Raw genomic sequence first — 25508 nt, 5'->3', positions numbered from 1 at the left:
CTTGTTTGCGACTAGTTTACATAACGATAGAACTCAACTTTGCCATTATAGCACACGTTCCTGACCGACCGGTTTAGGATTCTACAGGAAAAAACACCCCTTCCTTGAGGAAGAGGTGTCTATTTGGGCTCTGGCAAATCGATCTGCCAAAGCACTTCTCCACTTTTGAAATCCAAATAGGTATAGCCTGTTTCGCCATTGTCAAATTTGCCGTACAACTCCCAGACAAAACGACTCGGTGCAAGGCGATATTCCGTTGTTGATTTCGGCAAAATAGGTCCTGGTGCGATGTGAATCACTTCAACGACCGATTTTAATGGTTGCTCGGCCAATTCTTTGCGAACCAGTTGTGCAGACCAAACCGGCTTTTCCGCAGCGGCGACCGCTTTTTCCTCGGTCAACCCTTGGCTGGCGTACGCTTGGGCGACAACTTTGCCATCTTGTGTCCAGATGTACACCGCGCGGTCGAGTTCATCCTTGCCGCTGATGAAAAAGCCGTTCATACCGCCCGTATACGGTTCGACGTCGACTACCTTTTGTAGAACGGTCGTATCTAGCGCGGTCTGTACCGACGTTTCTGCTCCCGCATATTGCGAGTAGGTAACCTCTCGCACAGCAAAAACGGCTCCCCCGATCAGAGCCGTCAGGATGAAAATGGAAAGCCAAATGTACTTCTTCATCCACACGGTACTCACTTTCTCTGTAATTGATCAATCTGCTCTATTGATCATATTCCTCGTACACGGAAATATTGAGGAGACCTTCTTCACCCTTGCTCAAGCCAAACACGAAGCCACGTTCTTTCAGTGTGTGATTGAGGAAATCGACCACATAGTAAAGATCGCTCGGATTGTCAAATTCCGCCATGCCAAGTGTGACGAGCTTGGTTTCTTCCATTTAGTTTCCTCCTCTTTCGTCGGCTAGTCAAGCGTCCATTTTTTCAACTCGTTCATCAAGCCAAAATGTGTGAAGTCAAAATGCACAGGCGATACGGCGATGTAGTCGTCTTTGACCGCTTGAATGTCCGAGTCGGGATGAACGTCCAAGTCTTTGAGGTCTCCTCCGAGCCAATAATACGCTTCTCCGCGCGGGCTGTAATGCTTTTGAAAATCGTTATGATAGCGGCGCTCGCCAAGTGTGGCGACCTTGACACCTTTGACCGCGTCCGGTTTGACCGCCGGATAGTTGACATTGATCACCGTATCTTTGGTCAGGCCGTGCTGAAGCACCTGGCCGATCAGTTTGGCGGTGAAGTCGGCAGCCCCCGTGTAGTCAAAATGGCTGTGACCGCATTGCGAGACGGCAATCGCGGGGATGCCTTGAATCGCGCCTTCGATCGCGGCAGAAACGGTGCCCGAATAGATGACGTCACTGCCTAGGTTGCTCCCTTCGTTGATCCCTGATACCACAATATCTGGCGGAGCATCCTTCATAATTTCGTTGACGCCGATCTTCACACAATCGGCCGGAGTGCCGGAGACGGCGTACGCATCAACGCCTTCACAGAGTTTATGATATTGAACGAACAAAGGCCTATGTAAGGTGATGCCGTGACCTGCTGCACTGCGCTGGCGGTCTGGGGCAACGACGACCACTTTGCCCACTTTCTTCAATCGTTCGGCGAGCACGCGGATGCCTTCTGCTTGCCAACCATCATCATTGGAGATCAAAATACGCATGATACCACGCTCCTTTCCGCCCATTGTACCCGAATGGTAAAAACCATTCAACATAGTGCCTTTGTAAGCGGAGATACTATGGCTACAACACCAAGGGGGTGAACCGGATGACATCTTCCACCTGTAGTACGGTTTCCACCGAGGAAGTCAAGCGTTTCGCCGAACAGATGGCGCAAGAGCTCGGTCTGACCGAACTCTTGCACATGGAACTTTGGGCCACCCCGAACCTGTGCAACCTGACGATCCCTGACAGCCTCTGTCAGATGCGCAACAGCCAACTTCGCTTGCGGAGCGAAAAAATGCGGTGAAACTGCACCTCTTACAACAGTACGTTACCCGATACAAAAAGTGACTATACATGCAGGAAAATGAAAAGGGATCAGCTTCGATCAAGCTGTCCCTTTTTCAATCACTCGGCGTACAGTCTTTCGCAGACGCGTTGGACTTCAGCATAAATTTGTTGCTCGTCCATCGTCAGGACTTTGCGGTCTTCCACGACGAGTTCACCATCAACGAAGACGTGTGTGACGTCGCGAGAACCTGCAGAGTAGACGAGATGGGCGATCATGTTGTGGCGCGGGTAGAAGTGCGGTTGCTCGATGTCGAGAAGCAGTACGTCGGCCAGCGCTCCCGCTTGCAACGTGCCCAGCGACTCTTCGAGGAACAGGGCGCGTGCACCATCAGTGGTTGCCATTTCTAACGCTTTGAACGCGCTGACTGCGATCGCGTCTTGGTTGACGCCTTTGTGCAGCATCGCTGCCATGCGCATCTCTTCAAACATGTCGAGGTTGTTGTTGGAAGCAGCTCCGTCGGTGCCAAGTCCGACCGTGAGCCCTTTCTCCAACATCTTCAGCACAGGAGCGATACCCGAGCCGAGTTTCAGGTTGGAGTCTGGGTTGTGCGCGACGCGCACATCGTATTTTGCCATGATCTCGATGTCTTCGTCCGAGAGGTGAACACAGTGCGCTGCCAAAGTCGGGCGGTTGAAGACGCCGAGTTCTTCCATCAGTTTGATCGGCGAAACGCCGTGCTGTTCGACACACTCCGCAACTTCACGCGCCGTTTCGGACAGATGAATTTGAATCGGCAGGTTCAATTCCTCAGATGCCGAGACCACTTTTTTCATGAAATCGGGCGGACAAGTATATGGCGCGTGCGGTCCGAACGTGACGGTGATGCGGTTGTTCGCTTGGCCATGATACTCTTTGCTAAAGGAGATCGCCTCAGCCAGCTTTTTCTCGCCATCCGGAGGGAATCCGATGATACCGCGAGACAGACAAGCGCGGATGCCCGACTCTTTTGCCGCCTCAGCCACTCGATCCATCGAAAAGTACATGTCGGTAAACGTTGTCGTGCCACCTTTCAACATCTCAAGGATCGCCAATTGCGTGCCCCAATAGATGTCTTCGTCGGTCATCTTCGCTTCGATCGGCCAGCAGCGATCTTCCAGCCATGTCTGCAGCGGGAGGTCGTCCGCATAGCCGCGCAACAGCGTCATCGCCGCATGGCCGTGCGTGTTGATCAAACCTGGCATCGCCAATTTCCCTTTCGCGTCGATCACGCGGTCAAAACCTTCCGTCGTTCCTGTGTATTCACCGCTGCCAACTTCTGCAAGACGGTTGCCTTCGATGATCAGATAACCGTTCGGAATCGAAGCGTCTTCCAGCGCCGTCACGATGACTGCGCCATGAATCAGAGTGCGTCCCATATGCTGTCTTACTCCTCTCTTATGCCCTGATTATTTTTGTCCGTAGCTGTGTCGGTACTCATGCCGCAGATGCTCGACATCCTCGAGCGACAACAAGACCGGATTGCCGATCAGCTTCGCGACAGCATGAATCTGTGCGCCTTTTTCCACGATCAAACAGGTGCGGAACGCTTCATCGACCGTGTGCCCGACTCCCACGACCCCGTGATTTGCCAGCAACACGGCGCCTTTCTTGCCAAGCGCCTTGACGACATTTCTCCCCAGATCCGGGGTGCCAGGCAGTGCGTACTTCGAGCAGGTCACAGGCCCGCCAACCACTTGGGCCAGATCTTCGACCACCGGTGGGATGTCTTTGTGTGCGACCGAAAACGCACTCGCATAGTTGCTGTGCGTATGCATGACGCCAAATACGTCTTCGCGCGCGCGGTAGACGGTCAGATGCAACAGCCGCTCCGATGAGGGCTTGTAGCTCCCCTCCACCACTTCTTCTGTATTTAGATCGATCACGCAGAGCATCTCTTCGACCAACATCTCGTAATCCACACCGCTTGGTGTGATCACCACCAGATCGGTGCCCGGCACGCGTGCGGAGACGTTGCCCCAAACCGCAGCGACCAGACCTGAGCGGTACATGTTCAGCGAAGCGCGGAGGACTTCGCCTTTCGTACGATCTACGAGTTCGCGATACTGTTCCAATGTGTGCTGCGACATACAAACTCGCCCCTTCCTTACTTCAGCTTGGCCATACGTTCCTCGTCAGGGCTCTCGACTGCACCTCGATCGGTGATGATCGCGGTGATCAGCTCGTGCGGCGTCACATCAAAAGCTGGATGCAGTGCCGAAACGCCTTCCGGAGCCATGCGCTTGCCACCGATAAACACCACCTCATCGGCCGAACGTTGCTCGATCTCAATGCTAGCACCCGTCTCCAACTCGTAGTCCACCGTGGACATCGGTGCTGCTACATAGAATGGAATCCCGTGATGCTTAGCCAGAACTGCCAGTGAATAGGTGCCGATCTTGTTTGCCGCGTCGCCGTTGGCGGTGATGCGGTCTGCGCCGACGATGACAAGATCGACCATCCCTTGCTGCATCAGGTAGCCAGCCATCGAGTCGGTGACGACGGTGACCGGAATGTTGTCGCGATGCAGTTCAAAAGCGGTCAGACGCGCCCCTTGCAAATAGGGACGAGTCTCATCCGCATACACGGTGACATTTCTACCCGCATCATGCGCAGCCCGAATCACGCCAAGCGCCGTCCCGTAATCGACAGTCGCCAAAGAACCGGTGTTGCAGTGTGTCAGTATGCGCGCATTTTCCGGAATGTACGGCAGGCCATGCTGACCCATCTGCTTATTCAGGCGCACATCCTCTTCTGCGATCAAGTTCGCCTCGGCGATGATCAGCTTCGTGAGATCTGCCACATCGAGGTCTGCGTTCGTTTGAATCAGACCGCGCATGCGCTTGATCGCCCAGAACAGATTGACAGCAGTCGGGCGCGTTTTGGCGAGCCGCTCGCAGACGCCTTCGAGGTACGAGAGAAACTCTCCTTTCGAGAGTTCGAGGCCCTGCTGTGCCCCGATCGCGATGCCATAAGCGGCCGTCGCGCCGATCGCCGGGGCGCCGCGCACCTTCATTTTTTCGATCGCTTCAGCGACCAGTTCATATGTATCACAAGTCTCCCATACTTCTTGCTCTGGGAGCAAAGTTTGATCCAGAACGTCAAGCGTTCGGCCCGTAAAGCGCAAAGGTTGCATCTTGTCTCCTCCTCCAGTTTCTTCTTAGAGCGAGCCGAGTTCGGCCAGAGCGTGCGGGCAGGCACACGTGCGCTCGCCATGGTCGCATTCGATCGCGTGGAAAAATAGCTCGCGAATCTTCTGTACGTTCTCTTTCATCGTGTCAACCACTTCCTGATGGGTCAACGGATGGGCAGAGATACCCGTGCAATAGTTGGTGACCATCGCCACGGTCGCATAGCACATCTCTGCTTCCTTGGCCAAGATGACTTCCGGCACCGAAGTCATGCCGACCACGTCGCCGCCCCAAGCGGCGTACAGACGAATTTCGGCCGGAGTCTCAAAACGCGGCCCTTCGGTGGTCACATAGACGCCGCCGTCCACCACTTTGATGTTTTGGCTAGCCGCAACCTTGGCGAGATGACCACGCGTGCGACTGCAGTAAGCGTCGGTCATGTCGATGTGCACGACGCCCTCTGGCGCGCCTTCATAGAACGTATGCGGACGGCTCTTCGTCATGTCAAGAAAATCGTTGACGAGGACAAGATCGCCCGGCGCCAGTTCTTTTTTCAAAGAGCCGACCGCCGCGGTCGCCAGCACCGTATGTACACCAAGCTGCTTTAACGCGCGGATGTTGGCACGGTAGTTGATCTTATGCGGTGCTACGCTGTGTTTGTATCCGTGGCGCGGCATAAACGCGACGCGCTTGCCTGCGTACGTGCCGAGCGTCACTTCTGCCGTTCCATAGGGAGTCTCGATCGTATGTCGTTCTGCGTCTTGTAGCATCGCGGGATCATAGACGCCCGTCCCGCCGATGATGGCGTATTCAGCATGCATTTATTTTCTGTGCCTCCTAGCATTTCCAAAAGTCATTCAGTTCCATTTAATCAGAGGGCTTTCCACTTCGTCAAGGGAGGAATCGATTATCCTTTCGGGTGGTTCTTAATAAAATGAATGATCTCTTTGATGTCAACACCAGGTCGGCTCATCGGTTCAAACAGATCGCCATACATCTCGATCCGTTTCGGCATCGTGCGCAGCGTGAACATGTGCGGCTCCACTCCCTCTTTGATCTCCTCCCAAGCCAGCGGAGCGGACACCGCCCCCGATGGCACAGCGCGCGGCGTATAGGGCCCCGAGAGCGTTTTGCTCTGATGATGCTGAAGATAGTCAAAATAGACTTTGTCGCCGCGGTCTTTGGTCAGACGCTCGATCGTGACGAGGTCGGGCGCTTTTTGTACCAAATAGTTGCCGAGGAAGTGTGTGATCTGTCTCGTATCAGCAAAAGTGTACCCTTTCGCGATCGGCACAAACACTTGCAACCCGGTCGCACCTGACGTTTTCGGATAGCTTTGCAACCCGAGATCGTCGAGGACTTCTTTTAACAGGAGCGCCACTTGGCACGCTTTGCGAAAACTGTGGCGATCTGCTATTTTCACGGTCGGGTCGAGATCGAACGCGATGTTGGTCGGCTCTTCTAACTTGTCGATCAACGAGTAGGACAGATGCAGTTCCATCGCCGCCTGATTGGCGAGCCAGATCAAGCTCGACGTGTTGTTCGCGAGCATGTACGCAATTTCCCGCTGCGAGTCATCCGACCAGACTGGATAGGTTTGAATCCAATCTGGTGCGCCGCTTGGGACGTTTTTTTGATAAAACGATTTCTCATGAATGCCGTGTGGGTAGCGAATGACGGTCAATAAACGATTTTCATAATGCCGCAACATGACCCTGCTCATCACGATCATGTAGTGGATGTATTCCGCTTTCGTAATCCCCTGCTCCGGCCATAGCACCTTGTCCAGATTGCTGACCGTCACCGGGTATTCGGCCATCAGCACATTCGTCTTCATCGGAAACCCTCCGCCCCTACTACTCCGGACTAGTATCGCCGAACTTTCAATTCCTATGGAAAGGTCTCCGTTGCCCAACTGCCCACAGCCACTTGCCACGAAGCAATGCACTCCGTCAAACGGCGGTCATCCATGTAACTCACACGTCTTCGGATCGCGCTCACAGAACCCTTGAATCGTCGGGGCGCGCAACGTCATATCGTTCGTCCACTCCATAAACTGCACCTCAACCACCAGTTGTGGAGGGAAGAAGACGATTTCGTCATAAGCAGTAGCAGAAGGCAATTTCGGCCTGTGAGCGAACGGCTGAGCTTGTTTAGGCAGTTGGCGAACAAAGGAGGTCAAGGCTACGATCATCTCATGGTTCAGCCCCGAACCCGCTTTGCCGATGTAGATCAGCCTGCCCTCCTGATAAACACCGAGCAGCAGTGCATTGACCTGGCCACCACGCAGGGTGACTCCACCGACAACCGCAAATAAAGTGCGGAAGTTTTTCACTTTGATCCATGTCCGATGGCGCGCTCCGATGTGGTAGCGACCCATTTTTTCTTTGATCACAATGCCTTCCATCCCCTGCTCCTGCATGACCTGATACAGATGCACAGCGGATGCATGGTTCTCGACCAAGCGAACCTGTTCGGACGGCTGGATCATGTCGAAGAGTCGCTCTTGACGGGTCGTGAGCGGCTCTTCGACCAGCCAGCGGTCATCGGCGTACAGCAAGTCGAACACCATAAAGTAGATCGGAATCTGACGGGTCAGCAGGCGAATCTTATCGGTGCGGGTGGCGAGGTCGCGCTTTAATATGTTAGTAAACGTCGGCTTGCTCCCCTGCCCCAGCGCCACGATCTCCCCATCGAGGATCAGAGAGCGCGCTTTGACCTGCCCTTTCAAGTCCTGAAGTTCCGGATACTGCTCTGTCCGTTCGTTTTTGCGGCGATTGAAAAGGCGAAGTCCTGTTGCATCCAGATAGGCCAACATGCGGACACCGTCCCACTTGATCTGCGCGATGCAGTTCGGATCATCAAACGGCTTGTCCACCATGAAGAGCGCCATCGGCTCAAACGGCTGCGGCAGGCTCATTCGGCCGTTTTGCGCCGGCGTCGCTTGGGCTTGGCATCTGTTGTCGCGTCATCAGCAACTGAGCTTAGCACAAACTGCCTCTCCCCCACAGCCACAGCTCGTTCCGCCTCGCCACCGCCGCGCGTGAAATTGAGACTCTCCTGCAGCGCTTTCATCAAATCGTGAATCTCATCACGTTTCGGCTCCGCAGCCAGTATGACCTCTGCACCTTCGACCTTTTGCTGGATCACATCGAGCAGTGTCGCCCGATATTCATTCGTATACTGCTCGGGATCAAACTCGGTGACGAGGCTTTCGATCAACTGCTTGGCCATGTTCACTTCCCGCTCGTCCAGTTCGATGTCGGTCGGCACGGACGGAATCTGGCTGGATGAGCGCACTTCCTCCGGATAGAAGATCGTCTCCATCACGATCACATCCACATATGTTCGCAACACGGCCAACTGCTGATTGGAACGGATGATCAGCTTGGCGATGGCAATCTTGCCCGTTTCGGCAATCGCTTGACGCAAGAGCGCATACGCTTTGTTACCAGTGTCTTGTGGCGCTAAATAGTAGGATTTATTAAAATAGATCGGATCGATCTCTTGCAGATCGACGAAGCTTTGAATGTCGATCGTCTTCGTCTTTTGTGGCACAAAACTTTCCATCTCTTCGTCCGAAAACACCACATACTGCCCATCCTGATACTCATAGCCCTTGACCACTTCCCCCCACTCAATTTCACGCTCGCAGGTAGGACAAGTGCGGATATTTTTCACCGGCGTGTGGCATTCGCTGTGGAGATAGCGAAACTTGATGTCTTTATCTTCTGTCGCAGCAAACATTTTGACAGGGACGTTGACCAAGCCAAACGAGATCGAGCCTTTCCACATCGTATGCAGGTGCACCCACTCCTTCTCAGGTTTGGGTCTAGTATGTGTCAGGATGTAAAAAACCCCTCATGGAATCCATGAGAGGCTTGACTTACTATCTATTCTTGGATGTAATACGCCAACGCGTGCAATTCGGTCGTCACATCGGTGCTGCGCAGATGGACATCGGGCGGCACCAACAGTGAGACGGGCGCAAAGTTCAAAATGCCCTTGACTCCAGCTTGAACCAGACGGTCGGCCACCCCTTGCGCATATGGCGCCGGGACGGTGATCATGCCGATGCGAATATCCAGTTCCTGCACCGCAGTCTCCAACTCGTCGATATGTTGGATGGTCAGGCTGCCAACGTGTTTCCCGATCTTCTCTGGGTCTGTGTCGAAGATCGCGGCGATCATTAGTTTCTCTTCCGTGTATCGGTTGTAATTGGACAGGGCGATCCCGAGATGACCTGCACCAACTAATGCGACGTTTACGTGACGGTCAAGCTTGAGAATCTGTCTGATCTTTTCAACCAAGTACACAACTTCATAACCGATACCCTTGCGTCCAAACTCACCAAAGTACGCGAGGTCTTTGCGAATCTGTGCAGGATTCATATCGAGTTTCTGACCCAATTCATAGGATGAGACCGTGCGAATGTTCATCTCTTGCAGCATTTGTAAACAACGAAGATAGACCGGCAGGCGTCGTATGACCGCTTCCGAAATTTTAGGCGTCTTCAGGTAGACCCCTCCCGATTGCGACTTGTACCCTAATCAATTCGCTATCTTCGCCCAAAATCCTGCGCTTACGAGGTGAGCTTGGTCAATTTTTTGTTGGAATAAAAGGTGAGCAATTTGCGTTTGACGCGGCACAGCGCATTGTCAACCGCTTTGGTCGTCGTCCCCATCTCGTCGGCGATTTCCTTGTAGGTATTGTGGTCCACATACAAGGTTAACACCTTCAGTTCAAACGGAGATAAAGAACCGGCCAGTTCTTCGCGCAGCTCTTTCAGTTGTTCGCGCACGAGGAACACATACTCCGGATCACAGATCGCCGGGCCCGGCAAGGTATCCATCAACGTTCTGTCGGTGTCCTCTTCATACATTGGTCGGTTGAGCGACAGGTAATAGTTGAGTGGCTGGTGTTTCAGCCGCATCGCTGTTTTAATCGCAGTGATCAATTGACGGGTGATGCAGATCTCTGCAAAGGCGCGAAACGGAATCTGGCGTTCCTGCTGAAAATCGCGAATCGCTTTATACAAACCAATCATGCCTTCTTGAATCAGGTCTTCGCTATCTGCACCTGCGATAAAATAAGAGCGCGCTTTCATACGCACAATCCCATGAAAACTATGCAAAATATCTTCCACAGCATATTCATCACCAAGTTGTGCGCGCAGCACTTTTTCTTCGAATGTATCGTCGGCACACGCTGCTTGAACGGTTGTTGCCGTGAAACGCTCTTCTGCACTTGCCATTACCATTGCCACCGCGATCACCTCAAGTTCATCTGCTTACTGTTCAACTTACCTCATAAAATCTATTAATTTATCATAATCTTAACTTCTCTCATTAAGAATCGTCAAATCACGAAAAACGCCGATATTTCGAATTTAACTCCTGATTTGACCACTACATTGATCTTTTTCGACAATCCTGCATAGTTGGAGAAAATTCCGAAAACACTGTCGAAAAAGAAAGAATGATAGAGAAAAGGAAGGATTCCCTTGAAATCCTTCCCATTTTTCGCCTTAAAGTGGCGATTTTAGCCAATTATAGACGGTGCGCAAAACTTCCCGTTCGTTCCCTTGATAGAACCAGGGACCTGGCAATGACTTGATAAAATGGCGCCCGTATCGCGATTCGACGATGCGGCGGTCGTACACGACGATGGCCCCACGGTCGCGCTTGGTGCGAATCAGACGGCCAAACCCTTGTTTAAAGCGGATGATCGCCTGTGGGACGCTGTAGTCCATAAACGAATTGCGACCTTCCCGCTCCAACTTTTCGGTACGCGCTTCCACCACCGGCTGATTGGGCGGCCAGAACGGCAGGCGCGCAATCACCAGCAGCGACAATGCATCACCTGGAATATCGACGCCTTCCCAGAAGGAATTCGCACCAAACAATACGGCTCGCTCCTGGCGTTGGAACTCGCTGATCAGGCGGTGACGCGACGTGGATTCGATGTTGTGTGCCAATAGAGTTATGCCATGCTCGGCCAGCATCGGTTTGGTCTTGTGATACGTTTCACGCAACATCCGATGTGAGGTGAACAAGACGAGCATCCGCCCTTGCGAGGCGCGAGCGAGGTTGGTCAGCGATTCAGCAAATGAGGTGGTGAACACGTCTTCGCTGACCCCTTTGACTGGGAGCGCATCGGCAGGCACACAAAGCAACGATTGTTTTTTGTAATCGAACGGTGACTCGACCTGCAATTGCAACAAGCGATCGATCTTCTCCGACTCGGTCAGCCCGAGCTGCCGGATCGTGTACTTGAAATCTTGGTTGATCGTAAGCGTCGCCGAGGCGAGCACCACGCTTTCCTTTTTGGAAAACAGATGGGTGTGCAACAGCGGCGCGACATCGATCGGCGCGGAGTTGAGGAAGACGACGGGACGCATGGTCCGGTCCTCCGCCTCCATCCACAAGACGGAGGTCTCGCTTCCGACGGAGCGCAAGAAGGTAGCAAGACCTTGCCAGCCCCCGTCCAACTCCTTGACTTGTCCGCTTACGTCGGTGAGCAACCCTGCGTACATCTCATCGCGCATCAAGTCCTCCGAATACTCTTCCACCTTCGAAGCGAGTCGTCTGAATGATTGTACGTCCGTTTGCAGGTTCTCACTGGATGAGGCGATGGCCTTCCATGCGTTTTCCGCCTCCTCCACTTCAAACGTCTCCGTCCGCAGGCGTAGCGTATAGCGCCCCCCATCAGTTCCGGTCGAATATTTGATCACAAAATCTTGCAACAGGCGGAATACCTCTTCATTGGAGTCGCGCAGGTCACCGATTTGCTCCACCATCTTTTCAACGGTGGCGCGCAGGTCGCTGTAGACGCCTCCATCCCCGTTTTGCAGCAAATCAATTTTTTGCAAAAGCTGATACAACAGCCCTTTGTTTTTATCGCGGAACAGTCGATTCAACGCCCCGTACATTTGAAAATAGGACACTTCATCACCCAGGTGCTTGGTTGCTTCGTCTTCCATATGGTGTGCCTCGTCGAGGACGAGGTATTGATAACCGGGCAAAACGTTGTGATCCGCTTTGACATCGGTCAGCACCAGCGAGTGGTTGGTGATGATCACGTCGGCGTTTTGCGCTTGGGCCCGCGCCCGATGGTAGTAGCAGTTGCGAAACCACGGACACGCTTTATTGATACAGGAATCGGACGCAGACGAGACTTTGTTCCAACCGTCCGCTTGCGAGCCTGACAAAGTCAATTCTTCACGGTCCCCTGCTCTTGTTTCCAACAGCCAAGTCAGCATGCGGACATGAAACGTCATCTCTTGGTGATCGGTGATCAGCCCTGGATGGTTGACCCCAGTCGCAACTTTTCGCATGCACAGGTAGTTGCTGCGCCCTTTGAACACGGTGATGTCAAACGGAAACGGCACCACTTCCTGTAGCAAGGGCACATCGCGTTCACGAAGCTGCTCTTGCAGATTGATCGTGTGGGTCGCGACGACGACACGTTCACCTGCGGCCTTCGCATAATAGACAGCAGGAATCAGGTAGGCGAGCGACTTCCCCGTCCCCGTCCCCGCTTCGACGATCAGGTGTTTGTTGTCTTGAAAGGCTTCCGATACGGCGCGCAGCATCTGCATCTGCGGCGGTCGCTCCTCATAGCCCGGCATCAGATCTGACATCGGACCGCCTTTCGCTAACACTTTTTCCACCTCATCCGCAGAAAAAGCAAACATCCCACCCGTCTCATTTTCCTTGACTCCGATCTCTACCGGACGGTGCATCAGGCGGTCGATGGTGACACAGCCCTCCGGTTCGTCGATCTTCAGAAGCGATGTATTCGATTCGGCCAGACGACGGAAGAAGTGGCGCAGTGGCCAGTCGCTATATTCGGTCAAGCCGTGGATTTGTTGCAAAATCAAATATGGCAGGTCGGCCGCACGTTCCAGCAAGAGCAGAAACATCGCTGCGGTCGCCTCGGCGTCAGACAGCGCTCGGTGTGCCTGTTCGTGCGCCAGTGCAAAGCGTTCCGTCAGCGAACCGAGTGAAAAACTGGCCTCGCGCGGCCACACGATCTGGGCCAAGGTGACCGTGTCGATCACCTCGCCAACATAGCGCAAATAACCGCACTCTTCGAGCGCTTCATTTAAAAAGCCCAGATCAAATTCGGCATTGTGCGCGACGAGGATGCCATCGCCTATAAATTTCAAAAAATCATCGATCACAGCTTCCAGTTCCGGTGCGCCTGCCAGATCCGCATCGGTGATTCCGGTCAGATCGCGAATGTGTGCCGGAAGCGCTTTGTTCCGTTTGATAAGTGTTTGATACTGATCGGTGACGCGCCCCGCTTCAATCTTCACCGCACCAATTTCGATGATGTCGTCGCGGGACGGCTCTAATCCGGTGGTCTCGAGGTCAAACACGATATATGTCTCGGACACGCTTGGGGTCAGCTCCTATTTATCGTATGAACTAGACCTGTTCGCCTCTTGTTCGGGGAAATCCTGCCTACCGAAACAAACTCGCTCTTGGTAAAAAAAGAAGAAGTGGCGACAGGCACCACTTCTCCTCTTTGCCCGCTTCGGGGCAGAATATACATTTAGTTCATCATGAAAACTGGCTTTTTCGATTCGGCCGTCTTCACCACGAGCACCGGATACGAGATCACTTCTGGATGTGCATTGCCTTTTTCCGGAGCTTTGACGTTTGCGTTGACGAAGAAAGCGCCGTCCGATTCGCCGAGGGAGGTCAGTTCAACCGAGTAGCCCGGGTTCGGAGCCTCACCGCCTGCGATCACCAGATAACGAACACCATCTTCAACTACCGTGTAGACACCCGGCTCCGTTTTGTTTTCTTTGACCACGGTGTTTACCGTCTCCGGATACAAACCGGTCACCACTTCATAAGCGGCAGGCTTGGCAACCGAGCTGGCGCGCTCGAGTACCTTATCGAGCAACACAGCCGCTTCGCCTTTGGAGAGTTTGGACTTCGGCGAGAATTTGCCCTGCCCATCACCGACCATGATGCCGAGCTTGTAGAGGTAATGAACCGCACTCTTTTGCTGTTCGGAGATGCCCTGTGTATCGTTGAAAGGATAGAGCAGGTTAGCGCCGTTAATGCCAGTATTCAGTGCAGGGAGCAGATCGGCGAGCCAAACGGCAGCGTCAAGACGAGTCATCGCAGATGCCGGCTCCGGTGCGCCGTCTTTTTTGCCCAGGATGCGATTGGTCCAGATTTGGAAATCATCCTTGGTGATCTCCTTATTCGGCTCGAATACGTCCGCTTCATTTCTGGTGAGGACGCCAGCATTGAGCAAGTGATCCAGCGCGAATTTCGACCAGTGACCACTGACGGCAGGTACTTCAGGTGCACCAATCATGATGCGGTGAAGATCCGGGTCGTATGTTACAACCGGATCGATATTCGGTTGATAGATCGTGATCGCCACCTGATCCGGTCCCTGAACTTTCGGGCCATCAACAACGGCAAACGCGGAAGTAGATGTCATCAACAGACCTGCGGCAACCAACATCGAAATCGCTTTTGGGGATTTCATATTAATTCCTCCTTAGAATGTTAATTATTAAATGTTGTTTTTAGGATTCTCTATACTGTAAGATGCTTACAGAGTGGAAATAGTTTCATCTTCTCGAAAAGTTTTTTTGAAATAAAGAAAGATCGACCACAGGGCCGATCTTTTCTCGTGCTATTCGTGGGTTTGCACCATCTCGGAAACCGTCGTGAGCCGCCTGCACGTCGCGAAACACTGGTCGGCACGCTCCTGTTGGCCGAGCGCATAGTGCGCAACCCCTTTGAAAAAGAGTGACTCGATGCAGGTGCGCTCGTAGACGAGAGCGGCGTTGAAGTAGCGCAACGCCTGCAGATAGGCTTCCTCTTCGAGCGCGAGGCGCCCGAGGTGGAACAGTCCCATTTTTTTTTCGTTCGTTCCATCGCGGGCGACGAGCTGCAAGAGCTGCTCCTTTGCTTCAGCGCGCTTGCCCATCCTGCTCCAGGTGCGGGCTAGCCCCGACAAAGCGTAGACATCGCGGGCGTTTTGAGTGAGCAACGCCGCAAAACAGCGTTCCGCTTCCACAAAATCTTGGCGATGGTACGCGGCCCACCCCAAATTGAACATGCCTTGGCGGTCGTTTGGTTTGAACGAAAGCTGCTTTTGAAACAGCGCGAAAGCCTGATCATGATCGCCGGTACGCATTTTGATCCAGCCAAGCCCCCCATATGCGGCGGCCGACTCCGGATGATAGCGGAGCGCCTTTTGGTACAGCGCGTAGGCTTGCTCAGCTTGCCCCATCTGTTCGGAGAGCCGGGCAAATTCGAGGATCAGTTCTTCGTGCGCCCCATTCAGATCATAAGCCCGAGCCAAATGACGATAAGCCCGTTCGCCATTGCCGAGCTGGACGTAGATCAATCCGCAAAAACGATGCGCTTCCCAGTCGTCCGGAGCGAGGATCAGTGCGCGCTGGTAGCTCATCAAAGCCTCTTTATGCTGACCGAGGTTAAAGTGACAGCAGCCCATATTGAACTCGATGTCGCGATAGTCGGGAACCAGTTGGCGGGCCGCTTCAAATTCGATCAACGCTTGGCGATACTGACCTTGTGCCGCAAAAATGTGTCCAAACGTACCGTGCACAGTGGCGCGAATCAAATCGTCGCCTTCCTCGAGCTGGAGCAGGTTGAGATGCTTGCTCGCCTCTTCGTACTGCTCTTCCGCCAAATACCCAAAGGCGAGGTAGAGCCGAGCGATCGTAAACGATTCGTCAATCTCGATGACCCGTCTGAACTCATCCATCGCCTCTTTGAACATCAACAGGTCGAAAAACCCGATGCCACGGCGAAACGAGCGCACCATCTGCTCATCGATCGGACGAATCGATGTACCTTCCCCAAGTGACAGGATCAATTTTTTTTGTGGTGCGGTGCTGTTCGCTTGGTCGTTTGTGGTCACGTCCTCTAGGTCAGTTTGAGCTGATTCGAAGTGCTCAACGCTTGTCTGTGCTTCCTGTTCAACTTGCGAAGCGACGGTGGGAAGGTAGGGATGTTGCATCGTCGACAGTTTTTGCTGCATGATCTGCAACTCCTGGGTCGGCAAGGTGCCATCGAGATCCAGACTGAACGCTTCTCCGAGTTCGGTGACGCGCTCCTCAAAGCTGAGCCATCGTTCGACAAACGTATCGCAGGCGCTGCGCAATGCGACCAGTTCTTCCCCAAGGATTTGCCTTTGTTCTGGATCGGCGTTGTGCAATTGGACTTCGATGCGGTCCACAGCGCGGTTCAGCAACATAAATGGTTTTTCAAACATCACAAAAAGCCTCCCGTATGCCCTACTTACTACTTCCTAGTTTAGGCGCGGGAGGCTATTTTTATCCAAGATTTTTAAATTAGACGATCGTACCGTGCGTTTCGCTAAGCATGTCGATGATTTTGTTCTCTCGGTCCATCAGCGCGACGGTAGGTTGGTGTTTTCTCGCCTCTTCGTCCGACATGGTCGCATAGGAGATGATGATCACCGTATCCCCTGGTTGGACAAGACGTGCGGCCGCGCCGTTCAGACAGATGACGCCCGAACCGCGTGCACCAGAGATCACGTAGGTCTCCAAGCGAGCGCCATTGTTGTTGTTGACGATCTGCACTTTTTCATTTTCTAAAATGTCTACCGCATCCAAAATGTCCTGATCGATCGTGATCGATCCGACATAGTTGAGGTTGGCCTCTGTCACCGTCGCGCGGTGAATTTTCGATTTCATCATCGTACGAAACATAACCCGAATCTCCTTTTTCTGGGGGACTAACGAATTTTCAAGACAATATTGTCGATCAGCCGCGTTTGGCCAAAGCGCACAGCCAAGGCGAGCAAGGCGGGCTGGTCGATGGTCATGATCGGCGAAAGATCGCGGAAGTTGAGAATTTCCACATAGTCGATATCGGCCAGCGGCGCTGTTTGGATCTGTTCGCGGATCGCCTGTTTGAGTTGCACGACATCGCGCACCCCGTCTGCCACCATCCGCTCGGCCATCTGCAAAGACGCATGGAGCACGAGCGCCTGCTGACGCTCATCCGCAGAAAGAAAGACGTTGCGGGAACTCATCGCGAGGCCATCAACTTCTCGTAGAATCGGGCAGGGCACGATCTCGACCGGAATGTTCAGGTCATCGACCATCGTTTGCAAAACAGCGACCTGCTGAGCATCTTTCATGCCAAAAAACGCTTGGTCCGGCTGGACGATGTTGAACAGCTTGGAGACGACTGTCGCCACGCCGCGGAAATGGCCAGGGCGCGAGGCACCGCACAACTGGACGGTGACTTCATCCACTTCAACTCGGGTGAGCACGCTCCCCTTGCTGCGCGGATACATTTCGTTCACATCGGGCGCGAAGATGATGTGGCAACCTGCCTGTTCAGCCATCTTCGCATCACGCTCTAAGTCGCGTGGGTAACGTTCGAAGTCTTCGTTAGGCCCAAATTGCAAAGGGTTGACAAAGATACTCATCACGACCGTCTCACATTGCGCTTTGGCTGCGCGAAGCAATGACAGATGGCCGTCATGCAAGTAGCCCATCGTGGGCACGAAACCGATCGTATGGCCTTTCGCGCGTTGTTCGCGCACGTATTTGCGGATCTCCTGAATCGTATGGACGATGATCATTGCGGCTGTTAGCTCCTCTGCGTGATCTCGTTCTGTAGTCTCTCCAAAACATCGTCATTCATTTTAAAGCCGTGCTCAGTGCCCGGAAACACGTGATCGCGCACTTCTTGTACATAGCTTTCAACAGCTGTGGTCATGTCGGTGAACAGCTCGCCATATTTTTTCGCAAACTTTGGCAGGTAGCGGTCGGTGATGCCGAGCATGTCATGAATGACGAGCACCTGTCCATCGGTGCCCTCTCCTGCCCCGATGCCGATTGTCGGGATGGTCAGGTGTTCGGAAATCAAGCGGGCTAGCGGGGTCGGAACACATTCGAGGACGATCGCGAAGCATCCGGCCTCTTGTAGCAGCAAGGCGTCTTCATAGATGCGCAGAGCGCTCTCGTAGTCTTTGCCTTGCACTTTAAAGCCACCGAGTTGGTTGACCATCTGCGGCTGCAGTCCGATGTGGCCCACTACCGGGATGCCGGCGCGCACAATCGCCTGCACTTGGTCGAGCACTTCGCGGCCGCCTTCGAGTTTGACCGCATCTGCAAAGCCCTCTTGGATCAAGCGTCCTGCGTTGCGCACCGTCTCTGGCGTGGAGATGTGATAGGACAGGAAGGGCAGATCGGTGACGATCATCGTGTGTTTCGAACCGCGTGTAACCGCTTTCGTGTGGTGGATCATGTCTTCCATTGTGACGGGCAATGTGGTGTCATATCCCAGTACCACCATGCCGAGCGAATCGCCGACAAGGATCATGTCAGCTCCGCCCTCTTCCGCCACGCGGGCTGTCGGATAATCGTAGGCGGTGAGCATGACGATCTTCCGTTGTTCCTTTTTCATCGCCCGCAGTGAGATCGTCGTTGCTTTTGTGGTTGTCATTGTCAGACTCCTCCATTCGGTGGTCTGCCAAAAGCCAAAAAAGACTCCTAACGCCGTGATAGAGGCCGCAAAGAGTCCTGTCAGATACAAGAGTTTGTCTTTGTCCTGTCTCGGTCCGCATTCGGCTCAGAGCAGATTCAGTTGAAATTTCTTGAGCTACATGTTGCAAACGGAGTACAGTTCACTTTCATGATACCGGCTCCAATGTCAGTATACATTGGAATGGAATGTCTGTATAGTATTCGCGATTACACTTGAAACATGTCGATCACGTAAACATGATGTCAGCCGAGTAGATCTTTTTATGCGCGCCGTCCGGCAGTTCGATCAGCAGTACACCGAATTCGTCGATGTCGAGTGCACGCCCTTCGATCGTACCCTGCGCTGTGTGGGCAATGATGTTGTTGCCAAGCGTGATGTTGTGCGCCTTCCACTCCTCACGAAGCGTGCCGAAGCCGCCGTCAGCAACATATTGGCGGTAGAGCGGTTCCAGTTCTTCCAAGACGGTCTGCACAACTTTTGCACGCGCGATGGGCGTGCCCTTGACCGCTTGCAACGAGGTGGCGATGTGCTCGATGTCCGCAGGGAAGTCGGCTTGCGGGATGTTGACATTGATGCCGATGCCGAGCACGAGGTGGTGAATCTGATCGAACTCCGCATGCATCTCCGTCAAAATGCCACAGCATTTTTTCTGATTGAAGAGGATATCGTTCGGCCATTTGATGCCCGCTTGCACGCCCGTCAGTCGGGTCAATGCCCTCGCCAGCGCAATCGCAGTCACCAGCGTGATCTGTGCCGCATGCGCCAAAGGCAGTTCCGGCCGCAAGATCAGCGACATCCACACCCCCGACTGCGGCGGAGAAAACCAATCCCGTCCTCGACGACCTCTCCCTTGCTGCTGCTCGTCGGCGATGACGAGCGTCCCTTCGATCGCCCCGTTGTTGGCGAGCTCTCGTGCTAGGTTGTTGGTCGAATCGATCGTTTCGCGGTAGACGATGCTCTGTCCAAGCAAGGTCGTGGACAGGCCGTCGCGAAGTTCGACTGCGGTGACCAGATCGGGCGAGCTTTGCAAGCGGTATCCACGATTTCGCACCGCTTCAATCTGATAGCCTGCGTCTTGCAACTCTTTTATGTGTTTCCAAATCGCAGTTCGCGATACGCCGAGCGAATTGCACATCGTTTCGCCAGAAACAAAATCGCCCGGTTGCTCACGGAGCATTTGGAGAATCGTTGCTTGCATGAGAATCCCACCTTATGTATGCAAATTGATCGGGGTCCAGCGAAAGCCTTTATACCCTTGATCATGTTCTTCCTTGCGCAGTCCTATCACACACTCATCTTTACACGTAATCGATCATAACCTACCTGTGCGGCGTTTGCTACCGATCCGCTCAAAATCCCCTTGTACTCAAGCGTAACAATTGCGCGTTTCATCTACCAGCGCAACCATACGGCCGTCGAAACTACCGACGATCAACCGCTCCCGGAATCGAGCCTGCAAACGACTGCTCCTCTACCCTTTGGAAATAACCCGAAGTTCAGGTGCAAAAATGAGATCAGGTAGCTGGCACCTTCCCGAGTTGCTTTGGTGCAACAACTGTCTTCTTCTCGATTCGATAAGTAGGGTTTGCATCATAAATTGCTTAGCAATCAAGGAGTTCTGCAAATTGGGCAGAACTCTTCTTGCATTTTGATTCGCCCTCACTATACTGAAAGTATCACTTGAAACAGGCGGTGACCTATGACCTTTCCTGTCTACCTGCATCTTGGCTCACTGACCATTCACCCGCACTTCCTCTTTGAAACGCTCGCCTACATGATCGGTTTTCGCGTGTACCTCTACACCCGAAGCAAGGAACGAACTCCTGTCGATAAAGCGCTCTATGTGATCGCGGGGGCGATCGTCGGCGCGGCGTTAGGGTCGAAGATCTTGTATTGGTTGGAAGATCCGGCGCAGACGATGCAGCGATGGAATGATCTCGTTTATTTAATGGAAGGAAAGACGATCGTCGGCGGGCTGCTCGGCGGCTTGATCGGAGTGGAGATCGCCAAGAAGATGATCGGATGGACGCGCTCGACAGGAGATGACTTTGCCTTGCCCCTGATCCTCGGGATGATGATCGGACGCATCGGGTGTTTTCTCACTGGTTTGAGCGACCACACCTATGGAACGGAAACTACATGGTTTACCGGAGTCGATTTTGGAGACGGGGTCTTGCGCCATCCCACACAGTTGTATGAGATTGCGTTTTTGGCTGTGCTGGGTGCTGCGCTAATTGCGGTAAGGAAGCGTCCACAACTACATAACGGCGCGCTGTTTCAGTTTTTTATGATCGGATATTTGGGGTTCCGGCTGGTCATCGACTTTATCAAACCGACGCCTCACCCCTACCTCATCCTCAACAACATCCAGCTCGCCTGCATCGCAGGGTTGATCTATTACATCTTGCTGATCAGAAGGCAGAAAAAGGAGAATACTCATGCCGAAAAATCGTCCCTACCTGTTTTATGAGTTGACCAACAGCATCTGCGCCACTTGTTTTCGTAAGGTTGAAGCAAAAGTCATCTTTCAGGACGAAAAGGTCTACCTCCACAAGCACTGCTTCCACCATGGTCCAGAGAAAGTGTTGATATCGACCGATATCGAATATTACAAGCTGTGCCGTGAATATCTCAAACCCTCGGAGATGCCGCTGGTCTGGAATACGCCGATCAAATACGGCTGTCCGTACGACTGCGGACTCTGCCCGGATCATGAACAGCACAGCTGCTTGACGCTGGTCGAGATCATCGAAAAGTGCAACCTGCAATGCCCGATCTGCTACGCGGAGTCCTCTCCTCATGTTGACAAGGTTCGCTCGCTCGAAGAGGTCGAACGCATGCTCGATGCGGTCGTGCGCAATGAGGGCGAGCCTGATATCGTGCAAATTTCGGGCGGTGAACCGACGATCCATCCGCAGTTTTTTGAAATTTTGGACCTGGCCAAATCGAAGCCGATCAAACACCTCATGCTCAACACCAATGGCGTTCGCATCGCTCAGGACCGCGAGTTTGTGAAACGTTTGGCCACGTATACGCCGGGCTTTGAAATCTATTTACAGTTCGACTCGTTCGAGGAAGATGTGTTGCGCGAACTGCGCGGGGCCGATCTGCGGGAGATTCGGCGCAAGGCGATCGAGCATCTCAATGAGTTCAACATCTCCACTACGCTCGTCGTCACGCTGAAAAAAGGACTCAACGACCATGAGATCGGCTCGATCATCCAATATGGCCTCAAGCAGCGCGCGGTGCGCGGCGTCACGTTTCAGCCGATTCAAGCGGCTGGGCGTCTGGAGGAATTTGATCCGGCGACCGACCGCTTGACCTTGAGCGAAGTGCGCCAAAGCATCATCGACCAATCGGAAGTATTTGGGGCGAAAGACATGATTCCGGTCCCCTGCCACCCCGATTCGCTGGCGATGGGCTATGCATTAAAATTTGGCGATGAAGTGATTCCGCTGACCGGGTTGATCAACCCGGATGTGCTCCTTCAGGGCGGTCGCAACACGATCGTGTTTGAGCAGGATGAGACGCTGAAAAGCAGAGTGTTCGAACTTTTCTCCACCTCCCACTCCCCCGAATCACAAGCCCTGTCTTTGAAAAATTTGCTCTGCTGCCTACCGCTGGTCGCTGTGCCAGAGCAGTTGAGCTATGACAATGTGTTTCGCGTGTTGATCATGCAGTTCCTCGATCCGCATAACTTCGATGTCCGTTCGGTCAAAAAATCGTGTGTGCACATCGTTCATCCTGACGGGAGGATCATTCCGTTCGACACGTACAACATGTTTTATCGCGGCGACAAAGAAGAGTTGTTGCAGAAGCTTCGCGATGAACGCACACCGATCCAAGTGGAGCAGCAGTCCTAAAAACACGGCCAAAACTGCATCATCTGACCTCTACAGCACGTGCGATCTTCATCCTGCCGCCACTTCGCGTCGATCGTGTTCGTGGCGGGGATGTTGCGCACACGTTTTCCATCGTTCCACGTGGTTCGGAGATTATTTCATAAAGGAGCGAGAGGCATGGCAAAACCCAATTCGACTGTTAATTTTTTTCTAGGCTTTGGCTTGGTCATCGTCGGACATCTCTTCCAACTTCTCGTGACGTTACTCGGCATCCCCGTTGTGTTTCTCGTCGGGGTCGTTCAATTGATCTATGTGATCCCGCTGATCATCTGGGCTCGCCGCAACCCGAGCCGAGCTGGCATGGTGCCAGGCATCTTGGTATCGGCAGGCATCGCCTTCCTCTTGAACGCGGCCTGTTTTGGATTGCTGTTTAGCATCGCGTAACCGTAGCGGTGATGTGATCAGCACCTACACACAACAGAAAAAACCCTTTCGCTTAGCAAGGGCCCGCATACAAAGGACTGCCCTCTTTGCTTTACACAAAGAGGGCAGCTTTTGTTTCGGTCAGCATGTAGGACATGACACAAACGATCTATCGTAACAACTGGTAGTAGCTCCAGAGGCTGAAATCGTTCTCGCACCAGCAACGAAAAAGGATCAGGGCAGCAGGAGTTTCACACATTCGGTCTGGTCGCGAGCGGCACCTTGTTGCTGCGCCGCCAGCTTAAACAACTGCTCAGCCAGCGCCCCCATCGGGATCGAAACATCGAATTGATCGGCCAACGAATGGGCCAAATCCAAATCTTTGATCCTGACCGCCAAAGAGGTCGATACCACATCACTTGGATTGATCAACCGTTCAAACAGCACGCCCATATACGTTGAATAGCCGCGCATTGAAGAGAGGGCCTCATGCATCAACGTTAGATCGAGCCCAGCCTGTTTCCCGATCGCCGCCACTTCAGCCGCCGCCAGCATATGAATGCTCTCCGCCAAGTTGTTCAAGACTTTTAGCAGTTGCGCTTTTCCGCCTTCTCCCACATACAGCAGCTTGCTCGTCAGTTCACCTAACACATCGCGCTGCTGTGCAAACACTTCTTCCCGACCTGCGACCAGCGCCCCAAGCGTGCCCTTGCGCCCTCCTTCGCGCCCGCCGGAGACCGGGACTTCCAGATAATCAAGTCCAGCCGCCTCCAATCGCTGATGCAACGAAACGGCGAACTCCGGAGCCACGGTGCTCATATCGATCACGCACAGCCCCTTGCGACCACTGGCCACTACGCCACGCTCGGGATCGAACAGCAGCGATTCGGCCGCGTCTTGACCTTTCACACACAAAAACAACAGATCACACGTCTCAGCCAATTCCCGAGGCGAACTCGCGACCGCAACGCCCAACTGCTCAGCTTTCTGTACGGTCCGGTTATACACAACTACCTCATAACCCCGTTCCAATAGCCTTGCGACCACAGCAGAACCTAACACCCCGGTTCCAATCCAGCCGATTCTCTTCACCATCTTCGCCACCCTTCAACGTCTAGCTCTGGCCCTTGTTCTGCTCAAGCAGCTGATCCACCTGCTTCATCACAAGCTCGGTGATCGCCTGTTGCTCTTGCATCGAATTCACCACTTCCCAGCCAAACCGCTCCGACCACTGCAGCATCCGCTTGCGCAACTTGGTCTGGTGCTCGATAAACGACTCCGGCCGACATTCCGGGTCCCGCCCGCACTCATAGACATTAAAATCATCCTTCCGCTCCAAAGCCACCTCCGGCAACACATCAAAATAAAACGTCAGATCGGCCGGGCGAAACTGTTGCGCCGTCAGCTCAATCCACTCTGGCGAGCACCCATACTCAATCTCCACCGCCGCATGCTTCATCCAGTACCCGTCCAGCAAATACACGACGTTCGGGTCATCCAAATCGTCCCGCGTCATCGTGATCCCAATCGCCCAGAACAAAAACATCGCTCGACTGTGCCCTTCCATCTCCCCGACCGCATTTTTCAAATCTTCCAGCTCAATGTTGATCATGCGGCACTCTCTAAACTTCTCATGATCCCGAATCTCCCATTTATCCAGCACCTTCACCTGCAGCCCGCGCTCCTGCAAGATTTGCTGAACCGCCTTCACCTGCGTGCTCTTACCTGCCCCGTCACATCCCGAAAACGCAATCAACATCTACAGCAATCCCCCTCTATTCTCTTGTGCCCAAGGCCGAATCATCGTGCCTACAGGCTCGGGCTCAAACAACGCTGGCAGCAATGCCTCCGCCTTCCTTCCGCTGGTGATCACACCTTCCACTCCCTGCTCCGCCAAGCGCAACAGAGCTTCCAGCTTATTTTTCATTCCGCCTGTGATATCCGGCTTTTGCGAAGGCCCCGCACAGCGCAGCACCTCCTGAAAATTTGCACGCGTCACTTCAGGAATCACCGTCTGCTGCCCATCCGTTCCGATTTGCATCACTCCCTCAACATCGGTCAGCATCACCATCCGCCGGAGAGACATCCGCTCGACAAACAACTCGGGCAAATTATCACTCGAAAAAATGATAAACTGCTGCTCCTCATCAAAGACCAGGTCGCCCGAGAAAACGGGCAGCACCCCCATCGACAGCACGTGCTCCACCGGCTCCACAAAAAAACGCTGGGGCCGTTTGTTTTTCGTCACCACATACCCGCTGGTCTGGAACGGATAGCAAGGCACTCCCTCTTCCCGAAAAATCTGGGTCACCAGCGACAACCACTCAAACATCTTCACCGTCATCATCGACAGGTCCGTATCTTTCCACGGCAGGGAAGCATCCTTCAAGTGATAGCGAACCGGCACTGCATTCCCATACGAGCCTCCGCCGACGATCAGGATCAAGTTGCCACGCAGCCGCTCCCACTCCTTGGCGATCGTGCGCGCATACTGCCGCACCATCTCCTGATTCGGCGCACAGTAGCCGTCCTTATCGGTCAGCAAACTCCCTCCAATCTTGACTACATTCATCGA

Annotated in this window: 26 protein-coding genes; 4 read left to right on the top strand and 22 right to left on the bottom strand. The window is 53.5% G+C overall.

The features are described from left to right. Window positions 1–119: 119 nt before the first annotated feature. The 3 genes from CIG75_RS09980 to surE are packed head-to-tail and all read right to left on the bottom strand — an operon-like array spanning window position 120 to window position 1679. Window positions 120–680 (bottom strand): hypothetical protein, encoded by a 561-nt coding sequence (locus CIG75_RS09980; RefSeq protein ID WP_094236530.1) that lies wholly within the window; start codon window positions 678–680, stop codon window positions 120–122. A 40-nt stretch (window positions 681–720) separates the two neighbouring features. Further along, on the bottom strand, window positions 721–897 hold the full coding sequence (locus tag CIG75_RS20700; protein ID WP_157729489.1) for a DUF4264 family protein: 177 nt from the start codon (window positions 895–897) through the stop codon (window positions 721–723). A gap of 23 nt (window positions 898–920) precedes the next feature. Continuing rightward, window positions 921–1679, bottom strand: a complete 759-nt coding sequence (gene surE, locus CIG75_RS09975; protein WP_094236529.1) for a 5'/3'-nucleotidase SurE — start codon at window positions 1677–1679, stop codon at window positions 921–923. A gap of 107 nt (window positions 1680–1786) precedes the next feature. Between surE and CIG75_RS09970 the strand changes: the two genes are divergently transcribed. After that, complete coding sequence (locus CIG75_RS09970) at window positions 1787–1987, top strand: hypothetical protein (protein WP_094236528.1); 201 nt, start codon at window positions 1787–1789, stop codon at window positions 1985–1987. 101 nt (window positions 1988–2088) lie between these two features. On the opposite strand, the gene CIG75_RS09965 is transcribed toward CIG75_RS09970, so the two are convergent. The 16 genes from CIG75_RS09965 to CIG75_RS09890 all read right to left on the bottom strand — a co-directional run bounded on the left by CIG75_RS09965 (window position 2089) and on the right by CIG75_RS09890 (window position 19866). Beyond that, window positions 2089–3387 (bottom strand): amidohydrolase, encoded by a 1299-nt coding sequence (locus tag CIG75_RS09965; protein WP_094236527.1) that lies wholly within the window; start codon window positions 3385–3387, stop codon window positions 2089–2091. A 30-nt stretch (window positions 3388–3417) separates the two neighbouring features. Beyond that, window positions 3418–4098: a class II aldolase/adducin family protein gene (locus tag CIG75_RS09960; RefSeq protein WP_094236526.1), complete on the bottom strand. Its 681-nt coding sequence runs from the start codon at window positions 4096–4098 to the stop codon at window positions 3418–3420. Between the two features lie 17 nt (window positions 4099–4115). Beyond that, on the bottom strand, window positions 4116–5144 hold the full coding sequence (gene mtnA, locus CIG75_RS09955; protein ID WP_094236525.1) for an S-methyl-5-thioribose-1-phosphate isomerase: 1029 nt from the start codon (window positions 5142–5144) through the stop codon (window positions 4116–4118). Between the two features lie 24 nt (window positions 5145–5168). Further along, window positions 5169–5960: an S-methyl-5'-thioadenosine phosphorylase gene (gene mtnP / locus CIG75_RS09950; RefSeq protein ID WP_094236524.1), complete on the bottom strand. Its 792-nt coding sequence runs from the start codon at window positions 5958–5960 to the stop codon at window positions 5169–5171. Window positions 5961–6046: 86 nt separating this feature from the next. After that, a complete protein-coding gene (gene ligD, locus CIG75_RS09945) occupies window positions 6047–6976 on the bottom strand; it encodes a non-homologous end-joining DNA ligase (RefSeq protein WP_094236523.1) in 930 nt (309 codons plus the stop codon). A gap of 126 nt (window positions 6977–7102) precedes the next feature. Then, window positions 7103–8059: an ATP-dependent DNA ligase gene (locus CIG75_RS09940; protein WP_094236522.1), complete on the bottom strand. Its 957-nt coding sequence runs from the start codon at window positions 8057–8059 to the stop codon at window positions 7103–7105. Then, window positions 8056–8934: a non-homologous end joining protein Ku gene (gene ku, locus CIG75_RS09935; RefSeq protein WP_227874396.1), complete on the bottom strand. Its 879-nt coding sequence runs from the start codon at window positions 8932–8934 to the stop codon at window positions 8056–8058. Before ku ends, CIG75_RS09940 begins: the two co-directional genes overlap by 4 nt. 98 nt (window positions 8935–9032) lie before the next feature. Further along, complete coding sequence (locus CIG75_RS09930) at window positions 9033–9656, bottom strand: redox-sensing transcriptional repressor Rex (protein ID WP_094236521.1); 624 nt, start codon at window positions 9654–9656, stop codon at window positions 9033–9035. A gap of 65 nt (window positions 9657–9721) precedes the next feature. Next, window positions 9722–10393, bottom strand: a complete 672-nt coding sequence (gene sigH / locus CIG75_RS09925; protein ID WP_094236520.1) for an RNA polymerase sporulation sigma factor SigH — start codon at window positions 10391–10393, stop codon at window positions 9722–9724. A 273-nt stretch (window positions 10394–10666) separates the two neighbouring features. Continuing rightward, window positions 10667–13540 (bottom strand): ATP-dependent DNA helicase DinG, encoded by a 2874-nt coding sequence (dinG, locus tag CIG75_RS09920; protein WP_157729488.1) that lies wholly within the window; start codon window positions 13538–13540, stop codon window positions 10667–10669. A 158-nt stretch (window positions 13541–13698) separates the two neighbouring features. Further along, on the bottom strand, window positions 13699–14655 hold the full coding sequence (locus tag CIG75_RS09915; protein WP_094236518.1) for an S-layer homology domain-containing protein: 957 nt from the start codon (window positions 14653–14655) through the stop codon (window positions 13699–13701). A 150-nt stretch (window positions 14656–14805) separates the two neighbouring features. Continuing rightward, window positions 14806–16416, bottom strand: a complete 1611-nt coding sequence (locus CIG75_RS09910) for a tetratricopeptide repeat protein (protein ID WP_094236517.1) — start codon at window positions 16414–16416, stop codon at window positions 14806–14808. Window positions 16417–16495: 79 nt separating this feature from the next. Further along, on the bottom strand, window positions 16496–16876 hold the full coding sequence (panD, locus tag CIG75_RS09905) for an aspartate 1-decarboxylase (RefSeq protein WP_094236516.1): 381 nt from the start codon (window positions 16874–16876) through the stop codon (window positions 16496–16498). Window positions 16877–16902: 26 nt separating this feature from the next. Then, window positions 16903–17760 carry a pantoate--beta-alanine ligase gene (gene panC / locus CIG75_RS09900; RefSeq protein ID WP_094236515.1) on the bottom strand — a complete coding sequence of 286 codons (858 nt, stop codon included), beginning with the start codon at window positions 17758–17760 and terminating at the stop codon, window positions 16903–16905. An 8-nt stretch (window positions 17761–17768) separates the two neighbouring features. Then, window positions 17769–18626: a 3-methyl-2-oxobutanoate hydroxymethyltransferase gene (gene panB / locus CIG75_RS09895; protein WP_094236514.1), complete on the bottom strand. Its 858-nt coding sequence runs from the start codon at window positions 18624–18626 to the stop codon at window positions 17769–17771. Between the two features lie 268 nt (window positions 18627–18894). After that, window positions 18895–19866, bottom strand: a complete 972-nt coding sequence (locus tag CIG75_RS09890; RefSeq protein ID WP_094236513.1) for a biotin--[acetyl-CoA-carboxylase] ligase — start codon at window positions 19864–19866, stop codon at window positions 18895–18897. Window positions 19867–20367: 501 nt separating this feature from the next. On the opposite strand from CIG75_RS09890, the gene CIG75_RS09885 reads away from it, so the two are divergent. The 3 genes from CIG75_RS09885 to CIG75_RS09875 all read left to right on the top strand — a co-directional run bounded on the left by CIG75_RS09885 (window position 20368) and on the right by CIG75_RS09875 (window position 22954). Further along, entirely contained in the window at window positions 20368–21138 is a 771-nt protein-coding gene (locus tag CIG75_RS09885; RefSeq protein ID WP_094236512.1) for a prolipoprotein diacylglyceryl transferase, read from the top strand. Then, window positions 21107–22531, top strand: coding sequence for a radical SAM protein (locus CIG75_RS09880; protein ID WP_094236511.1), 1425 nt, complete (start codon window positions 21107–21109; stop codon window positions 22529–22531). Before CIG75_RS09885 ends, CIG75_RS09880 begins: the two co-directional genes overlap by 32 nt. Before the next feature lie 156 nt (window positions 22532–22687). Continuing rightward, a complete protein-coding gene (locus CIG75_RS09875; RefSeq protein WP_094236510.1) occupies window positions 22688–22954 on the top strand; it encodes a hypothetical protein in 267 nt (88 codons plus the stop codon). A 213-nt stretch (window positions 22955–23167) separates the two neighbouring features. Here the strand turns inward: CIG75_RS09875 and CIG75_RS09870 are convergent, their stop codons facing one another. Genes CIG75_RS09870 through CIG75_RS09860 form a run of 3 tightly spaced genes read right to left on the bottom strand, consistent with a single transcriptional unit; the run spans window position 23168 to window position 25505 of the window. Beyond that, complete coding sequence (locus CIG75_RS09870; RefSeq protein ID WP_094236509.1) at window positions 23168–24028, bottom strand: NAD(P)-dependent oxidoreductase; 861 nt, start codon at window positions 24026–24028, stop codon at window positions 23168–23170. A 19-nt stretch (window positions 24029–24047) separates the two neighbouring features. Continuing rightward, a complete protein-coding gene (locus CIG75_RS09865) occupies window positions 24048–24692 on the bottom strand; it encodes a dTMP kinase (RefSeq protein WP_094236508.1) in 645 nt (214 codons plus the stop codon). Next, a complete protein-coding gene (locus CIG75_RS09860; protein ID WP_094236507.1) occupies window positions 24693–25505 on the bottom strand; it encodes an isopentenyl phosphate kinase in 813 nt (270 codons plus the stop codon). Window positions 25506–25508: the final 3 nt, after the last annotated feature.

The organism is Tumebacillus algifaecis (assembly GCF_002243515.1).
GTDB lineage: Bacteria > Bacillota > Bacilli > Tumebacillales > Tumebacillaceae > Tumebacillus_A > Tumebacillus_A algifaecis.
This window is presented reverse-complemented; position numbering and strand designations above follow the sequence as displayed.

Bases quoted from the DNA above. Each gene is read 5' to 3' on its own strand.
- mtnP (WP_094236524.1), bottom strand. From the start codon at position 5,960: ATGCATGCTGAATACGCCATCATCGGCGGGACGGGCGTCTATGATCCC.
- CIG75_RS09970 (WP_094236528.1), top strand. From the start codon at position 1,787: ATGACATCTTCCACCTGTAGTACGGTTTCCACCGAGGAAGTCAAGCGT.
- CIG75_RS09865 (WP_094236508.1), bottom strand. From the start codon at position 24,692: ATGTTGATTGCGTTTTCGGGATGTGACGGGGCAGGTAAGAGCACGCAG.
- mtnA (WP_094236525.1), bottom strand. From the start codon at position 5,144: ATGCAACCTTTGCGCTTTACGGGCCGAACGCTTGACGTTCTGGATCAA.
- CIG75_RS20700 (WP_157729489.1), bottom strand. From the start codon at position 897: ATGGAAGAAACCAAGCTCGTCACACTTGGCATGGCGGAATTTGACAAT.
- CIG75_RS09880 (WP_094236511.1), top strand. From the start codon at position 21,107: ATGCCGAAAAATCGTCCCTACCTGTTTTATGAGTTGACCAACAGCATC.
- CIG75_RS09860 (WP_094236507.1), bottom strand. From the start codon at position 25,505: ATGAATGTAGTCAAGATTGGAGGGAGTTTGCTGACCGATAAGGACGGC.
- ligD (WP_094236523.1), bottom strand. From the start codon at position 6,976: ATGAAGACGAATGTGCTGATGGCCGAATACCCGGTGACGGTCAGCAAT.
- CIG75_RS09980 (WP_094236530.1), bottom strand. From the start codon at position 680: ATGAAGAAGTACATTTGGCTTTCCATTTTCATCCTGACGGCTCTGATC.
- CIG75_RS09870 (WP_094236509.1), bottom strand. From the start codon at position 24,028: ATGGTGAAGAGAATCGGCTGGATTGGAACCGGGGTGTTAGGTTCTGCT.
- CIG75_RS09940 (WP_094236522.1), bottom strand. From the start codon at position 8,059: ATGAGCCTGCCGCAGCCGTTTGAGCCGATGGCGCTCTTCATGGTGGAC.
- panB (WP_094236514.1), bottom strand. From the start codon at position 18,626: ATGACAACCACAAAAGCAACGACGATCTCACTGCGGGCGATGAAAAAG.
- CIG75_RS09890 (WP_094236513.1), bottom strand. From the start codon at position 19,866: ATGCAAGCAACGATTCTCCAAATGCTCCGTGAGCAACCGGGCGATTTT.
- panD (WP_094236516.1), bottom strand. From the start codon at position 16,876: ATGTTTCGTACGATGATGAAATCGAAAATTCACCGCGCGACGGTGACA.
- ku (WP_227874396.1), bottom strand. From the start codon at position 8,934: ATGTGGAAAGGCTCGATCTCGTTTGGCTTGGTCAACGTCCCTGTCAAA.
- CIG75_RS09885 (WP_094236512.1), top strand. From the start codon at position 20,368: ATGACCTTTCCTGTCTACCTGCATCTTGGCTCACTGACCATTCACCCG.
- CIG75_RS09960 (WP_094236526.1), bottom strand. From the start codon at position 4,098: ATGTCGCAGCACACATTGGAACAGTATCGCGAACTCGTAGATCGTACG.
- sigH (WP_094236520.1), bottom strand. From the start codon at position 10,393: ATGGCAAGTGCAGAAGAGCGTTTCACGGCAACAACCGTTCAAGCAGCG.
- panC (WP_094236515.1), bottom strand. From the start codon at position 17,760: ATGATCATCGTCCATACGATTCAGGAGATCCGCAAATACGTGCGCGAA.
- CIG75_RS09910 (WP_094236517.1), bottom strand. From the start codon at position 16,416: ATGTTTGAAAAACCATTTATGTTGCTGAACCGCGCTGTGGACCGCATC.
- CIG75_RS09875 (WP_094236510.1), top strand. From the start codon at position 22,688: ATGGCAAAACCCAATTCGACTGTTAATTTTTTTCTAGGCTTTGGCTTG.
- CIG75_RS09915 (WP_094236518.1), bottom strand. From the start codon at position 14,655: ATGAAATCCCCAAAAGCGATTTCGATGTTGGTTGCCGCAGGTCTGTTG.
- surE (WP_094236529.1), bottom strand. From the start codon at position 1,679: ATGCGTATTTTGATCTCCAATGATGATGGTTGGCAAGCAGAAGGCATC.
- CIG75_RS09965 (WP_094236527.1), bottom strand. From the start codon at position 3,387: ATGGGACGCACTCTGATTCATGGCGCAGTCATCGTGACGGCGCTGGAA.